The organism is Aquifex sp. (genome assembly GCF_056494385.1).
Map to the genome: position 1 here is coordinate 1 of NZ_JBSLZM010000006.1, position 15441 is coordinate 15441.

Consider the following 15441-nt stretch of genomic DNA (forward strand, 5'->3'; position numbering starts at 1 on the left):
GGAAAATCCCCCTTAATTTTTCGGATAGGATAATACCCTTAATGGCGAAACCCGGAGGAGTTACATCTCGGGAGTTATCGGTCAAGGGAAGTTCACTTATACTTTCACTGTAGCTGAAGAACTTTCCCGATACCGATACGAGATTCTTTATAGAAAACTCCTGTTTTTGTTCAACCTTGGGTATGAAATACGGTTTTAAGGAATATTTAAAAACGAAGAAGAGAAGGACAAAACTTCCGATAATTCCGAAAACAAGTCCTAACCCGAGTCCGTAAACGAGGGGCATTTAATTAAATCTACACCAACCATTTAAAGAATGGGTCAGAAAGGAGAGATTCTAAGTTTTCCTCCGGAACATTAGGTATATATCCCGCCTTGACTACTCAAAACTTCCCGCAAGGTGGGGAAAGCGGTGGTTGTATGAAAACTTAAGATTTCCGACTCCTTCGGGAAGAGCAAGATTTCACAGGGCAGTCTTCGATATTGAAAAGGAAAAGGGATTTATACTCATAACGGGAAGGTTAAAGAATCAGTGGCACACAATGACGAGAACGGGTAAATCCCCCGAACTGCTCAAAGGGGAGATTCCTCCCTTTGTGGTTATGAACCCCGAAGATGCGGAAAACCTCGGTGTTGATGAAGGAGATGTGGTTAAGCTTTGGGTTAACGGCCTGGAAGTTGAAAGGGTAGTAAGAATAGGGAAGATTAAGAAAGGATGCCTCTTTGCACCTTTCGGATATCCAAAGGAGTTCGGAACTCCCGTAAACTTCCTCATGAGCGATAGAACGGACCCTGTATCAAAAGAACCCGACTTAAAGTTTAGGGGAGTTAGGGTTATCCCCGCTGGAAAGGAGTCCCCTAAGGAGACTCTTTAATCGTTTCTCTCTTTCAACTTTCAGGTCAAAACCGAGTGCGTAAACGTTTTCGTATCCCTCAAACTTTACCAAGTCCTTTGGAGTTGTGAGGTAAAGCTTTCCATCTTTCGGCACAAAATTCCTGTAGTCATGGTGGTCCGAAAAGGGAATGAACTCCTTTATCCTTATGCCCAGTTTTTTAAGGGTTTTTAAAAACTGCTCGTTGTCTCCCAGTCCGCAAAAAGCCACCACCTCTTTATCCCTTATGAAGTCAAGGGGAAGGACTTCAAAGCCTGAGGTTATAACTTTGTTAAACTCCCTGAAAACCTTAAAGGTAGGCTTTCCCGTGAAAAAGTTAAAGGGTTCTATCTCCTGATAGGAAAGGACTATTACATCTGCCCTGTTTATTGAAGAAAGTCTTTCTCTGAGGTTTCCCGCCGGAAGAAGTTTATCGTTCAGGTCTTTCTTTTTTAGAAGGAGTATCTCCAAGTCCCTGTGGAGTTTTCTGTGTTGAAATCCATCGTCAAGGATTATGAGGTCTGGTGATAGTTTCTCAATAGCTTTTAATCCACCTTCGTACCTGTCTTCGGAAACAACGATGCTTGCAAAGGGGAGAAGTTTAGCCATAAGGTAAGGTTCATCGCCCGCTTCTTCCCAACCCAGTTTTACATTTCCGTATTCCGAAACTATATAAAACCCCTTAGTTTTTCTCTTATACCCCCTTGAGAGTATACATACCTTTTTATCTCTAAGGAGGTTTGCAAGGTGTATAACGAAGCTCGTCTTCCCCGTTCCTCCCACCGAAAGGTTTCCGACCGATATAACGGGAACGGGAAGCCTCTTAACCTTCAGGTATCCCTTATCGTATAAAGCGTTCCTCAGGTCTACAACCTTTCCGTATAGAAAACTAAAGGGAATAAGAAGCTTACTTCTTAGCACCTTTCGGCTTTATCCTGAATACACACTGCTCGTATCCCTGAGCTTGGCACATTACCTCTTGAACGTCATACCCCTTCTCAAGGAACTCACTTAAAAAACCCTTAAAGAAACCGGCTATGGGCTGGCACACAGGCTTTTGGCTCGTCGGGATAGCTTCAACGAGTATAGACCCCTCAATCCTTATCTCCATCTTATCCAGATCATACTCAAAGTAGCCTATCATCCTGGAAGATTCAGCTATTATTGAGAGGACATCAAGGGCTTCATCAAGTCTATCGGTGTATATGCCGTATTTCTCTTTCAGGGTTTGGGCTCCCTTCTTTCCTCCGTATTCGGAGGCCTTCCTTATGAGTTTATCAAGTCCGAACTTCGCTATCTTACTGAGATCCCTGTATGCTCCGATAAGGGCATCCCTGTGAATCAGAACACTTTCCCTTTCTATTGCTTCCGCAAGTGTCTTAATCTGATCCTTAATGCCTTCCATCTCTACCACCGGTTAGCTTTAACTAACAATTTAAGGATACTTTATAGAATTTCAATTAATGAGGCTATAAATTCTTTTTATTCCTTTATTAGACTTCCTACTGTGAACCTGTTCAGGGTTTTAAACAGTTCTTTGAGACGTTGAGCGTGATAATCCTCATGCTTTTCAATCCACCTGAAGAGTTTTACGAGTTCCTCTTTAGTAATCCTTTGGGCTTCCGTCCTATACATATTCTTAGCCGTTTCTTCCTCAGCTATGTCCTCTATAACCTCTTCGGGGGTTAAACCCTTCATATGTCTCGTTTCGGGAAGGGATAGGTCGGGCATACCGCCGAGTTCTCCGATTTTTTCCCCGAGCTCTCCCATGTGAACCATACTCTCTATTGCTATATCAAGGGAGGTATCCTTTTCCCTCCAAGTCTTTGAGTGGAAAAAGTGGTAAAGGTAATCAAGAATCAGCTTATACTCCTTCTGAAGGAGTTTATTCAGGATTGAGATTATTTCGGGCTCAAGTTCACCCCTTTCCTTCTTTTCTTCTATCTTCTTCTGTTTTATCGTTTCAAGGAGCTCAGTAAACTCGTCCCTATGTCTCATCTCGTCGTTTATTACCCTATCAAGAAGCTTCTTAACAGAATCGTCCTTTACTACCTCAAGCTGACTTGAATAAATCTTTATGGCTTCCTCTTCCGCATTCACGTCGTTCTTGAGCATATCTTCCCAGTTCTCCCCGAGCTTTATCGCCTCTTCAACCCTCTTTAGAGTAACTTTTCCTCCAAGGTCCACAACTTTTTGGGCAAACCATTTCAGGTGTCTCATCTCCTGTCTTGCTATACTTTCTATCTCGTTCGTTATCTCGGGGTCTCCTATTAAGAAGACGTTGTAAAGGTATTGGATTATAGCGGAATGCTCAAGGGCAACGTCGTAAAGCAGTATATCTATCACTTCCTTCTTGTTCATAACAGCCCCCGACTAAAAGGTAAACCTTTAAAAAACTTTGTCAACAATCCTGTTCACAAACTCCATTGCACTCCTTGATGGCTTTCTTTCTCCTGTTGCGCTCTTTATCACAGAGGCATACATAAGTAAAAGCCCTCCCATAATGTTTCTGTATTCACCTTTTAGGTCTTCCCCTACCTCCATCTCCACCGGGGGAATGAAGGATATATACTCAAGGAGTTCATCAACCCCTATGTCCTGCTCAATTTTCTTGAAGTTCTCAACGTGCTCCTCAAGGGCTTTTGTTATATTTAGGTCTGCAAGCGCTATGAAGTTTCTTCCGTTGAAGCGTGCCCTGTTCTCAGCTCCGTAAAAGAGCTTACCAAAGGTTGATTTAACACCTTCAAGGAGAAGGTTTATTGTCTCATCGGTAAGGTCAATCCCGAGCTCGGTTCTAAAGTAGTGGTCCAACTTGTCAAATCCCTTAGGCCTAATCATGGTTTCTATTTTAGAATATTTTTCATGTACAGGATAGGTGTTCCCGAGGTAGTCCTGTTCCTTCATGCGTTTCCCCTGAATAAGGATATGTATAAGTTCCAGTTCTGCGCCCTTGAGGAGGAAGGTATCCCCTACGTTGCAGTAGACTATCCCGGCTTCGGTGAAACTCCCAACCTTCCGGGGGAATACACCGTCGAGAGACTGACAGACTACGTAGTTAGTGTTCTTGCCGAACTCAGGATAAGGAAAGTTATAGCTGTCGGGGACAGTATGGGCGGTTACATAATGTTTGACCTCTGGAGGAGATACAGGGGACTGGTAAAGGGATATGTCTTCGTGGCAACAAGGGCGGAAGCGGATACGGAAGAGGGCAAAAAGGCGAGATACGCCCTTATAGAGAGAGTCCAAAAAGAAGGGAAAGATTTCTTAATAGACGTTATGCTTGAAAACCAAACCTCCCCTTCAACGAAGAGGGACGAAAAGAAAATGAGAACACTCAGGTGTATAATGGAGAAGGCTTCAAGCGAAGGGATAATAAAAACACTTAAAGCCCTGGCGGAAAGAAGGGATAATACGGATCTCCTTCCAACGATAGACGTCCCGACGTTGGTGGTTGCGGGTAAGGACGACGAGAAGGTAACGCCCCCCTCCGTTGTGAAAAAGATAGCGGAAGGTATAAAAGGAGCGGAGTATCACGAGCTTGAGAACTCAGCACACCTTCCGCCCTTTGAGAACCCCGAAGGCTTTAACAGGGTTCTCATTCCTTTCTTGAAGAAATTACTTTGAGTATTTCCTCAAGGTAGCACCTTTTTATCCTTTCCGATTCATCCTTTAACTTCGCGTTTACCCTCTTTCCGTTCTTCAACATCTCAAGAATTCTTTCGGAAAGCTCTGCTTCATTCTTCACGGAATATCCGAGCTTTAAGCTCTCAAGGTATTTTCTCAGGTCCTCAACCTTTGACGTGTATCTTCCGTAAATGACCGGAATACCGAAGCAGGCGGGTTCCATAAGATTGTGTCCCCCTATATTTACAAAAGTTCCCCCGACTATAGCTACGTTTCCGGATGCGTAAAGGGATTTAAGGATACCGAACCTGTTAACCACTAGAACGTCTCCTTCTCTACTTTCAGAAAAAAGACTAGCCCTAAAGCCAAAAGACTTAGCTTTTTTCAGTAGCTCTCCACTTCTCTCAACGTGTCTCGGGGCTATCACCAGGATGCTTTCCCTCTCTTCTTTCTTAACTCTCCTAAACGCAGAAAGAATTATTTCCTCCTCACCCTCGTGGGTGCTCCCCGCCACTATCACCTTATTTCCGAGAGATAACTTTTCAACCTCCGTATTACATATAAACTTTAGGTTTCCACAACTAACAACCCTTTCAGTGTATTTCTCAAAAACTTTTTTATCTTCTTCTGTCCTCGTTATTATCAGGGAAAATCTCTTAGCGAGTATTCTTTCAAGAAGGCTTTCCCTGGCGTAGGCGTTTATTAAAACCTTGGGGGCTTTCGTAAAGGTTATAAGGGAAGGCCAGAGTTCTCTCTCGGTCATAATTATCACCTTAGGTTTAACGTATGCTTCAAACCTTTTTATAAGAAACGGAAGGTCAAAAGGTAAGGGGAACAGATCGTCGTAAAACTCCTCTTGTGAAAGGAGGTAATCGTAGGCTCTCGGAGAGAAAAAGGTGAGGAGAATTCTATAGTCTTTTTTTAATTCCTTTAGTAAGGGTTTGGCGGTGTTGAACTCCCCTACACTCGCTACGTGAAACCATATATCTGCACTTTTTGGCTTTTTACCGATAAGAAGTCTCTCGTAAAGGGAAGATTTCATGTTTAAAATATTTTCCCATGGCTACAGAGATAGACATCAACAGGATACAGAAGGATATGTTTATTGAGTATAAGGGAGAACCTTACAGGGTTCTTGACTATGAACACGTAAAGCCCGGGAAAGGACAGGCGTTCGTAAGGGTAAAGGTGAAGAACATGAAGACGGGAAACGTTACCGAGATTACCTTTAAGGCTTCCGATAAGATAAAGCTTGCGGACTTTGAACAGGTTTACGCAACCTACTCTTACAATGACGGGGAAAACTACTACTTCATGAACACTCAGACCTACGATATGATAGCCATACCTAAGGAAAACATAGAGAACGAGGCTAAATTCTTAAAGGAGGGAATGGAGGTAATAGTCTTCCTCTACAAGGGTCAGTCGGTCGGTATAGAGCTTCCTAAGCACGTTGAGCTTAAGGTTGTTGAAACTGAGCCGGCTTTTAAAGGGGACACTCAAGCGGGAGGAACAAAACCCGCAAAGCTTGAGACCGGAGCCGTAATACAAGTTCCCTTTTTCGTGAAGGAAGGAGACGTGGTAAAAGTTGATACGAGAACGGGAAGCTACGTTGAGAGGGTAAAAGAAGAAAAATGATGGAGAAAGATTTCATAAAGGAGCTTATCAACCTTGTAAAGAACTCAAACATAAAGAGCCTGAAGATCGAACAGGGAGACCTGAAGATACACATAGAAACCCACAAAGAAATGGTAAAGGCGGAAGAGACGAAGTCCCAAAAGAAGGAAAAAGAAGAGTATAAACACCTTGAGGTCTTACCCCCTTCCGAGGACATTCAAGAAGAGGAAAAGCGTTATCACGTTATAAAAAGTCCCCTTGTGGGAACCTTTTACCGTTCCCCTGCACCGGGTGCACCCCCCTTCGTTGAGGTCGGGGATATAGTCTCCCCGGGACAGGTTCTCTGCATTATAGAAGCCTTAAAGGTCATGAACGAGATTGAGAGTGACGTCAGGGGTAGGGTTGAGAAGATACTCGTTGAAAACGGAGAGACCGTTGAGTACGGACAGCCCCTCTTTTTAATAGACACAAATGTTTAAATGGTAATTATGAAGGCAGTCATTCTTACAAACTTCGGCGGAATTGATAACCTGAAATACGTTGAGGATTTCCCGAAACCCGAGCCAAAAGAGAATGAAGTTCTCGTAAGGGTAAAGGCTGTAGCACTGAACCACCTTGACATATGGGTTAGGATGGGAGCTCTTCCCGTAAAGCCCCAACTTCCCCATATCCTGGGTTCGGACGTAAGCGGTATCGTTGAGAAGGTAGGCTCCCTGGTAAAGACGGTCAAGGAAGGGGATGAAGTGGTTATAGCTCCGGGGCTGTCTTGCGGGGTTTGTTGGGATTGTCAGAGGGGAGAGGACAACCACTGTAAGGATTACGATATACTCGGTCTTAGGAGTAAAGGAGGGTATGCACAGTACGTTGTGGTTCCCGAAAGAAACGTTATAAAAAAGCCGAAAAATCTCAATCTTGAGGAAGCGGCATCTTACCCTCTAACCTTCCTTACCGTCTGGAACGCCCTTGTTGATAAGGGAAATGTAAAGCCCTACAGCAGGGTGTTTATATGGGGAGGATCCTCGGGTGTCGGTGTAGCTGCCATTCAGGTGGCAAAGTCCTTTAACGCATTCGTTATAACCACCGCGGGAAATGAAGAGAAAATGAAAAGGTGTAAAGAACTGGGGGCGGATATAGTTCTAAACCACTACGAGGAAGACGTTGTGAAAAAGGTAAGGGAGGTCTTTAAAGAGGGAGTTGATATAGTTGTTGACCATGTGGGGGAGGCGACCTTTCCGAAGAGTATACAGCTACTTAGAAAGGGAGGAAAGCTCGTATTCTTCGGCACAACTACGGGAAGCAGAGCGGAAATAGACATAAGGTATTTATTCGTAAGGGAGATAGAACTTCTCGGGGTTTACATGGGAAGCAGGGCTAACCTGTTTAAGATAACGGAGCTCTTTGAGAGGGGAGTTTATAAACCCGTGGTTGATAGAGTTTTCCCCTTAAAAGAGGCCCCGGAAGCCCACAGATACCTTGAAGAGTCAAGACACTTCGGAAAGGTTGTTCTAAGGGTTGATTGATGCTCAGGGAAAGGATAAAGTGCTTTCACTTTGTGGGCATAGGCGGAATAGGAATGAGCGGTATAGCCCAGATTCTCCTTGAGATGGGTTATGAGGTATCGGGCTCCGATATAAGGGAGAACAAGAATACAAAACTCCTAAGGGAGAAGGGGGCGAAGGTATACATAGGCCACAGGAGGGAAAACTTAGGGAACGCCCAGGTTGTCGTTTACTCCTCCGCGGTTAGGGGAGATAATCCCGAAATTCTTGAGGCGAAGAGGAGAAACATTCCTGTAATTCCCCGCGGGGACATGCTTGCTGAACTCTTTAAACTGAAGGAAGGCATAGCGGTAAGTGGAAGCCATGGGAAGACCACGACAACCTCCATGATAGCAGAAATACTCATAAACGCAGGTCTTGAACCAACGGTTATAGTCGGCGGAAGGTTAAAAAGGCTCGGAACAAATGCGAAGCTCGGGAAGGGGGACCTTCTCGTTTCGGAAGCGGACGAGAGCGACGGCTCCTTCCTTAAGTTATCTCCTGCGGTTGCGGTTGTAACTAACGTAGACCGTGAACACCTTGATTTTTACAAAAGTTTTGATGAGATAAAAGAAGCTTTCGAAAAGTTCGTCAACTCTGTACCATTCTACGGCTTTTCCGTTTTAAACGAAGATGATGAGGTTTTAAAGAATATAGCGTCCCGCTCCCACGAGAGGGTGATAACCTACGGCTTGAAGCACGGAATACTGAAAGCTCAAGAGCTTAACCTAAAGAACGGGAGGTATGAGTTCGTCGTTTCATACAGGAATGGGAAATTAGGGAAAATACACCTCGGAATAGCGGGAAAGCATAACGTATATAACGCCCTTGCATCAATAGGTGTTGCCCTTGAGCTCGGTGTTCCCTTCAACGTTATAAAGGAATCCCTTGAGAACTTTAAGAATGCCGAGAGAAGGCTTGACCTGAAAGGTTACTATAAAGGCTCACCCGTTTACGACGATTACGGGCATCATCCAACAGAGATAAAAGCTGTTTTATGCTCTCTCAGGGAAATGTATCCCGACTCTAAGCTTCTCGTTGTTTTCCAACCTCACAGGTTTTCAAGGACCTATTTTCTGTTTAAAGAGTTTGTTAAGGTGTTGAAAAAAGCGGATAAACTCATAATAACCGATATATATCCGGCAAGTGAGGAAAACGTTTACGGGGTGAGTGCGGAAAAACTTGCGAAGGAAAGCGGGGGGATTTTTGCAAAGGATAAGGAAGAAGTATTTAATAAGATTGAAGAAATACACGATGAGGGGGACCTCCTCCTTTTCCTCGGTGCGGGAAGCATCTCAAGGTGGTGTGAGGAATTTTTAAAAATAAAAGGTTAAAAATTTGATGAATTAAACAGTTTAAAAATACCCCATTCCTTTTACCTTTAAGCTTAGGAGGTGGAGAAATGAGGAAGTTTTTGGCAGCTTTAGTCCTTGGAGCAGGAATTTCCTTTTCCCAGATGCACGGAGGGATGGGAAACCAAATGATGATGATGCAAGGGAACATGGGTATGCAATACCCCATGATGCATATGATGATGCAGGACCCTGAGGTAAGAAAGATTATGAGGGAACACATGATGAAATGTAGGAAGGAGCTTATGGAAAAGCTTGCAAAACTACGCGCGGAGAAGTTTGCTGGTATGATGCTCCAGATGATGAATACACATCCCGAAGCCTTTAAGAAGGCACTCAAAGAAAATCCTGAGCTTAGAAAAAAGATGAAAGAACTTTTGGAAGAAGGTAAGTGATGGACTGGAGTATGCACGGGTGGGGTATGGGTCTTTTTTGGGTTATCGTGGCTCTTTTCCTTATCGTAGGAATTCTTGCCTTTGCAAAATACCTGCTAAAGGGCTAAAGGTTAAAATCTATTTTTATGAAAAAGGATTTTGTTCACCTTCACCTACATACCCAGTTTTCGCTCCTTGATGGAGCTATTAAAATAGACGAGCTCGTAAAAAAGGCTAAAGAATACGGCTTTAAAGCGGTAGGAATGTCGGACCACGGAAACCTTTTCGGTTCCTATAAATTCTATAAAACCCTTAAGGCGGAAGGGATAAAGCCCATAATAGGTATAGAGGCTTACTTTACAACCGGTTCCCGCTTTGATAGGGGCGGTAAAGCCTCAGAAGATAACATAACCGACAGATACAACCATCATCTCATACTCATAGCGAAGAACGATAAAGGACTTAAAAACCTCATGAAGCTCTCAACCCTGGCATACAAAGAAGGGTTTTATTACAAGCCCCGTATAGACTACGAGCTCCTTGAAAAATACGGTGAGGGGTTGATAGCCCTAACCGCTTGTTTAAAAGGTGTTCCCACATATTACGCTTCAATAAACGAGGTAAAGAAAGCTGAGGAGTGGGTAAAGAAGTTTAAAGACATCTTCGGAGAAGACCTTTACCTTGAACTTCAGGCTAACAACATTCCCGAACAAGACGTTGCAAACAGAAACCTTATAGAGATAGCAAAAAAGTATAACGTTAAGCTTATAGCAACCCAGGATGCCCACTACCTGGATCCCGAGGACAGATACGCTCACACGGTCTTGATGGCTCTCCAGATGAAGAAGACAATTCACGAGCTATCTTCCGGGAACTTTAAGTGTTCAAACGAGGACCTTCACTTTGCCAGTGCGGAGTATATGTGGAAGAAGTTTGAGGGAAAGTTTGAGGGTTGGGAAAAAGCTCTTCTCAACACCCTAGAGGTTGCGGAAAAAACCGCGGACAGCTTTGAGCTCTTTGAAAACACATCTTACCTCCTTCCCAAGTATGATGTTCCCCCCGACAAAACCCTTGAGGAGTATCTAAGGGAACTTGCCGTAAAGGGACTAAAACAGAGGATAGAAAAAGGACAGGCAAAAGATACGAAGGAGTACTGGGAAAGGCTTGAGTACGAGCTTGACGTTATAAACAAAATGGGTTTTGCGGGATACTTCCTTATCGTTCAGGACTTCATAAACTGGGCAAAAGGGCAGGGTATACCCGTAGGACCGGGAAGGGGAAGTGCCGGAGGTTCGCTTGTCGCTTATGCCATAGGCATAACGGACGTTGACCCCATAAAGCACGGTCTTCTCTTTGAGAGGTTTCTGAACCCCGAAAGGGTTTCCATGCCCGATATAGACGTAGACTTCTGCCAGGACAACAGGGACAGGGTTATTGATTACGTGAGAGAAAAATACGGAAAGGAAAACGTAGCACAGATAATTACCTACAACGTAATGAAGGCAAAACAAACCCTGAGGGATGTAGCCCGCGCTATGGGTCTTCCCTACTCAACCGCGGACAAGCTAGCCAAACTCATACCACAGGGAGACGTTCAGGGAACATGGCTCTCCCTTGAAGAGATGTATAAAACTCCCGTTGAGGAGCTCCTTGAGAAATACGGAAGGCACAGAACGGATATAGAGGATAACGTTCAGAAGTTCAGACAGATGTGTGAGGAAAATCCCGAGATAAAACAGCTTGTTGAGACCGCATTAAAGCTTGAAGGCCTTACAAGACACACGTCCCTCCACGCTGCGGGTGTAGTTATAGCACCCAAACCCCTTAACGAGCTCGTTCCCCTTTACTACGACAAGGACGGAGAGGTAGCAACCCAATACGACATGGTTCAACTGGAGGAGCTCGGTCTCCTCAAGATGGACTTCCTCGGCCTTAAAACACTTACCGAATTAAAGCTGATGAAAGAACTTATAAAGGAAAGACACGGAGTTGAGATAGACTTCCTTAACCTACCCCTTGATGACCCCGAGGTTTATAAACTCCTCCAGGAAGGAAAAACAACCGGAGTCTTTCAGCTTGAGAGTAGGGGAATGAAGGAACTCCTCAAACGACTTAAACCCGACAACTTTGACGATATAGTGGCTGTTTTGGCACTTTACCGTCCAGGTCCGCTGAAGAGTGGTCTTGTGGATACCTACATAAGGAGAAAGCACGGACAAGAAGAGATTACCTATCCTTTTGACGAACTTGAACCCGTCCTTAAGGAAACTTACGGAGTGATAGTTTACCAAGAACAGGTTATGAAGATGTCCCAGATACTTGCGGGATTCACTCCCGGTGAGGCGGATACCCTCAGAAAGGCTATAGGTAAGAAGAAGGCTGACCTTATGGCACAGATGAAGGACAAGTTTATTGAGGGAGCGGTAAAAAGGGGATACCCAAGGGATAAAATAGTTAAGCTCTGGGAGGATATAGAGAAGTTTGCTTCCTACTCCTTCAACAAGTCTCACTCCGTTGCATACGGATACATATCCTACTGGACCGCTTACGTGAAGGCCCACTACCCCGCCGAGTTCTTCGCGGTTAAGCTAACCACAGAGAAGAACGATAACAAGTTCTTAAACCTTCTCAAGGACGCTAAGCTCTTCGGTTTTGAGATTCTTCCCCCCGATATAAACAAAAGTGATGTGGGTTTCACTATTGAGGGAGAAAATAAGCTGAGGTTCGGTCTTGCGAGGATAAAGGGTGTAGGAGAGGAAACCGCTCAGGTTATAGTGGAAGCACGGAAGAAGTATAAACACTTTAAGGGTCTTGCGGACTTTTCTATGAAAGTGAAGAACAGAAAGGTAAACAAGAAAGTCATTGAGGCTCTCGTAAAGGCGGGTGCCTTTGACTTTACAAAGAAAAGCAGGGCTGAGCTTCTCGCTAAAGTATCCGGCTCGGAAAAGGGTATGGCCCTGGCACAGACTACGCTTTTCGGAGCTCCGAAAGAGGGACACCAAGTTCAAGAGATAGACCCCCTGAAGCTTGAAAAGGAAGTGCTCGGCTTTTACATATCCGCACACCCAATAGATAAGTATGAAAAGCTTCTTAAGGGGAAAGTAAGAAACATAGAAGAACTTGAAGAAGTAGAAAGGGACGAGAAGGTAAGCGTTGCCGGCGTTATAACAGAGCTAAAAGTTAAGAAAACTAAACAGGGAGACTACATGGCGGTGTTTAACCTAGTTGATAAGACGGGTATTATTGAAACTGTCGTCTTTCCTAACAGATACGAGGAGTTTAAAGAACTCATAGAGGAGGACATGGTTGTTGTTATAAACGGATTTGTTGACGAGGACCTGGAGACGGAAACCCAGAAGCTTGTTGTTGATGAGATTTACACTCCCGAGGAGTTCACAAAAACCGAGTCAAACACGTTCACAATCCTGCTAACCCGTGAACAGGCATTAAACCTACTTGAGGAGTTAAAAGAACTTCTTAAGAGTTATGCAGATACAAACGGAAAACTCGTTTACCTCAGCCTTGACCTCGGAGATAAGGTAGTGGACCTTATGCTTTCGCCCGATTACAGCGTAAAACCTTCCGCAAAGCTCGTGGAGGAACTTGAGAAAAGAAACGTTAAAGTCCTAAAGGTTTAATGTATTCTGAAGAGTAAAACTATCTCACCCTTTATCTTTTCTCTGTTTTTCAGCTCCTCCAGAATCTCCTTTACGTTTCCCCTTACGTATTCTTCATGAACCTTAGTTAATTCCCTCGCAACACATGCCTCAACGTTTCCGAAAACCTCAAGGATTATCTCAAGGGTTTTGATAACCCTGTTTGGATTTTCAAAGAGTATGACCGTTGTGTCTTCGCACTTCTTCACCTCTTCAAAGAAACCCCTCGTTCCCTTCTTAGGAGGAAAACCTAAAAATAAGAACCTGTCGGGCGGAAGTCCCGAGCCAACAAGGGCTGTAAGAACCGCACTTGGTCCGGGAAGAACCTCAACATCTATACCTTCTTCTATACACCTTCTTATAAGTCTGTAGCCCGGGTCTGAGATTGAGGGCATACCTGCATCGGTCACGAGAGCTACATCCTCTTTTTCAAGTATCTTAAGTATTTTGGGAATTCTCTGTTCTTCTTTTGGCTCGTAATAGGATATTAGCTTTTTCCCCTTTATCTCGTAATGGTTAAGGAGTATTAAGGTTCTCCTCGTATCCTCACAGGCTATGTAGTTAACGCTTCTCAAAACTTCTAAAGCCCTTAATGTTATATCCCTCAGGTTTCCTATCGGCGTTGGAACTACGTAAAGTTTACCCATCCTTATACTTCAGTATTAGCTCTCCCTTTCTTCCTCCCGTTTCGTTTCCTATCGGGTTGCACTTCGCCACCAGAAGGAAAAACAGGTCTCTATCCGCGTCCGATAAGGTCTCAAAATTCGCCTGTCCCTTACTTATGACAATGTCCGAACTGTAAAAAACCCTTTTGAACTCCTTCCTGCACTCCTCAAGCCACGTTCCAACCTTGTCGTTACCGTTGTCTATAACCTTACATAGCTCCGTCATTGATACCTCAGTGGCATCCTCATAGGTTGCATCGTTCAGTATGGGCTTTCCCCTTACCCCGTAAATTACCTCCTTCCCCATATCCTTCAAAACCTTCACGAGAATCTTGTCAAGGACTATTTCTCCGGCGTTGTCTCCTATTACGAAAACGGTTTTCGCTTCCCTTACTTTCTCCTTGAACCCCTCGTAGTCGTTCACAAGAAAGTCTTTTGATAAAAGCTTTTTAAGCTCCTTTTCAAGGTCAAACTCTCCTTTTATCGCAAAGTCTATTGCGTTTCCCGCGGCGGAAACCTTAAGTGCGAAGTATAACTTGTCTTCTGCCTTTTCAAGCTCTTTTAGGAGTTCTCGGTAAATCTCCTTTGCCTTTTTGTTGGCAAGCTTCTTATACCCTTTGAAGGGATCCTCTTCTCCCGTAATATCTTTAACTATTTGTTGAATAAAGTAGGCGTAATAGGCGGGAGAGCGTTCAAAGCTCTCAAATCGGGACAGGAACTTAAGACTTCTTACCGCTATCTCTTTTTCCTTCTCTTTAGGAAGATTTAGCTTCCTTACCGCGTTTAGTCCCTGGTTTATAAGACAGGGTATACACTCGGGATAAGCCTTCATTTTAGTGCCTTGAGCACCGCTTCGGCATCCTCGGGTTTTTCAATATTGAAAACCCTCACACCGGGGACCGTCTGCTGTATGAGCTTTGAGAGAACGTTTTTAGGACCTATCTCAACGAAGGTATCAACCCCCTGTTCGTGCATGTAAAGAACACTCTGGTACCATCTTACAGGTGAGAATATCTGGTAGTAGAGGTTATTCCTTATCTCGTGTGCCATCGTGTGAGCCTTTGCCGTATAGTTCTGAACAAGGGGAATCTTTATATTTTGAATGGGAGCCTGGGCAAGCTTTAGCCTGAAAGCATCAGCCGCAGGCTTCATAAGAGAGCAGTGGGAAGGAACGGAAACTTTTAAAGGTATTGTCCTTCCTCCCATTTCCTTTGCTATTTCAGCGGCCTTGTTTACCGCTTCTTTTTCACCTGATATTACGGTCTGGGTAGGTGAGTTGTAGTTTGCAGGCTCAACCACACCGTATTCCTTTGCTTTTTCACAGGCCTCTTCAACCTTTTCGGGGGGAAGTTTAAGTACTGCCACCATAGCACCCTTGCCTTCAGGAACGGCTTCCTGCATATACTTTCCCCTGTAATATGTAAGCCTTGCTCCGAGTTGAACGTCTATACCTCCTGCCACCGCAAGAGCTGTATACTCACCGAGGGAGTGTCCCGCGACGAAGTCGGGTTTAGGGAATCCCATACTCTCAAGAGCCTTGTATATACCGAAGGAAACCGCAAAAAGAGCGGGTTGTGTATAAACAGTCTTGTTTAATTTATCTTCCGGGCCCTTAAAGATAACATCAACAATATCGTCAAGGGACATCCTCAGGGAGTGCTCAACAGCGTGTATAACGTCCGCAGTCTCGGGAAAGTTTTTATAAAACTCGTATCCCATTCCTACGTATTGAGAACCCTGCCC

The 15441-nt window shown here is 44.3% G+C and carries 17 protein-coding genes; 8 read left to right on the forward strand and 9 right to left on the reverse strand.

The genetic code is table 11. The annotated features are described in order from the left end of the window. A partial coding sequence (locus ACWB1W_RS00375; RefSeq protein WP_479369410.1) for a hypothetical protein occupies positions 1-286 on the reverse strand: 286 nt, incomplete at its 3' end. Positions 287-416: 130 nt separating this feature from the next. On the opposite strand from ACWB1W_RS00375, the gene ACWB1W_RS00380 reads away from it, so the two are divergent. Continuing rightward, positions 417-875: a molybdopterin dinucleotide binding domain-containing protein gene (locus tag ACWB1W_RS00380; protein WP_479369411.1), complete on the forward strand. Its 459-nt coding sequence runs from the start codon at positions 417-419 to the stop codon at positions 873-875. On the opposite strand, the gene lpxK is transcribed toward ACWB1W_RS00380, so the two are convergent. From lpxK to ACWB1W_RS00400, 4 genes are all read right to left on the reverse strand, one after another. Then, entirely contained in the window at positions 813-1793 is a 981-nt protein-coding gene (gene lpxK / locus ACWB1W_RS00385; RefSeq protein ID WP_479369412.1) for a tetraacyldisaccharide 4'-kinase, read from the reverse strand. The genes ACWB1W_RS00380 and lpxK overlap by 63 nt on opposite strands. Next, a complete protein-coding gene (locus tag ACWB1W_RS00390; RefSeq protein ID WP_479369413.1) occupies positions 1780-2277 on the reverse strand; it encodes a V4R domain-containing protein in 498 nt (165 codons plus the stop codon). Before ACWB1W_RS00390 ends, lpxK begins: the two co-directional genes overlap by 14 nt. Positions 2278-2354: 77 nt before the next feature. After that, positions 2355-3233, reverse strand: a complete 879-nt coding sequence (locus ACWB1W_RS00395; protein ID WP_479369414.1) for a ferritin-like domain-containing protein — start codon at positions 3231-3233, stop codon at positions 2355-2357. Positions 3234-3260: 27 nt separating this feature from the next. Continuing rightward, complete coding sequence (locus ACWB1W_RS00400) at positions 3261-3710, reverse strand: DUF1931 family protein (protein WP_479369415.1); 450 nt, start codon at positions 3708-3710, stop codon at positions 3261-3263. A 24-nt stretch (positions 3711-3734) separates the two neighbouring features. On the opposite strand from ACWB1W_RS00400, the gene ACWB1W_RS00405 reads away from it, so the two are divergent. Continuing rightward, the gene (locus tag ACWB1W_RS00405; RefSeq protein WP_479369416.1) at positions 3735-4496 is read left to right on the forward strand and encodes an alpha/beta fold hydrolase; all 762 of its coding nucleotides are present in this window, start codon (positions 3735-3737) and stop codon (positions 4494-4496) included. Here ACWB1W_RS00405 and ACWB1W_RS00410 read toward each other — a convergent pair. After that, positions 4468-5538 (reverse strand): 3-deoxy-D-manno-octulosonic acid transferase, encoded by a 1071-nt coding sequence (locus tag ACWB1W_RS00410; RefSeq protein WP_479369417.1) that lies wholly within the window; start codon positions 5536-5538, stop codon positions 4468-4470. The two genes, ACWB1W_RS00405 and ACWB1W_RS00410, sit on opposite strands and share 29 nt — an antisense overlap. A 17-nt stretch (positions 5539-5555) precedes the next feature. Here ACWB1W_RS00410 and efp point away from each other — a divergent pair, with 17 nt between their 5' ends. The 6 genes from efp to dnaE all read left to right on the forward strand — a co-directional run bounded on the left by efp (position 5556) and on the right by dnaE (position 13015). Beyond that, entirely contained in the window at positions 5556-6134 is a 579-nt protein-coding gene (gene efp, locus ACWB1W_RS00415; RefSeq protein ID WP_479369418.1) for an elongation factor P, read from the forward strand. Further along, positions 6134-6592: an acetyl-CoA carboxylase biotin carboxyl carrier protein gene (accB, locus tag ACWB1W_RS00420; protein ID WP_479369426.1), complete on the forward strand. Its 459-nt coding sequence runs from the start codon at positions 6134-6136 to the stop codon at positions 6590-6592. Before efp ends, accB begins: the two co-directional genes overlap by 1 nt. Before the next feature lie 9 nt (positions 6593-6601). Beyond that, positions 6602-7633, forward strand: a complete 1032-nt coding sequence (locus ACWB1W_RS00425; RefSeq protein ID WP_479369419.1) for a zinc-binding dehydrogenase — start codon at positions 6602-6604, stop codon at positions 7631-7633. Then, a complete protein-coding gene (gene murC, locus ACWB1W_RS00430) occupies positions 7633-8985 on the forward strand; it encodes a UDP-N-acetylmuramate--L-alanine ligase (protein ID WP_479369420.1) in 1353 nt (450 codons plus the stop codon). The genes ACWB1W_RS00425 and murC overlap by 1 nt, the downstream gene beginning before the upstream one ends. Before the next feature lie 68 nt (positions 8986-9053). Continuing rightward, complete coding sequence (locus tag ACWB1W_RS00435; RefSeq protein WP_479369421.1) at positions 9054-9398, forward strand: hypothetical protein; 345 nt, start codon at positions 9054-9056, stop codon at positions 9396-9398. A 125-nt stretch (positions 9399-9523) separates the two neighbouring features. Further along, complete coding sequence (gene dnaE / locus ACWB1W_RS00440; protein ID WP_479369422.1) at positions 9524-13015, forward strand: DNA polymerase III subunit alpha; 3492 nt, start codon at positions 9524-9526, stop codon at positions 13013-13015. Here dnaE and rsmI read toward each other — a convergent pair. The 3 genes from rsmI to fabD all read right to left on the reverse strand — a co-directional run. Further along, entirely contained in the window at positions 13012-13680 is a 669-nt protein-coding gene (gene rsmI / locus ACWB1W_RS00445; protein ID WP_479369423.1) for a 16S rRNA (cytidine(1402)-2'-O)-methyltransferase, read from the reverse strand. The two genes, dnaE and rsmI, sit on opposite strands and share 4 nt — an antisense overlap. Further along, the gene (locus ACWB1W_RS00450; RefSeq protein ID WP_479369424.1) at positions 13673-14530 is read right to left on the reverse strand and encodes a damage-control phosphatase ARMT1 family protein; all 858 of its coding nucleotides are present in this window, start codon (positions 14528-14530) and stop codon (positions 13673-13675) included. The genes rsmI and ACWB1W_RS00450 overlap by 8 nt, the downstream gene beginning before the upstream one ends. After that, on the reverse strand, positions 14527-15441 hold a 915-nt coding region (gene fabD / locus ACWB1W_RS00455; protein WP_479369425.1), incomplete at its 5' end, for an ACP S-malonyltransferase. The genes ACWB1W_RS00450 and fabD, both read right to left, overlap by 4 nt.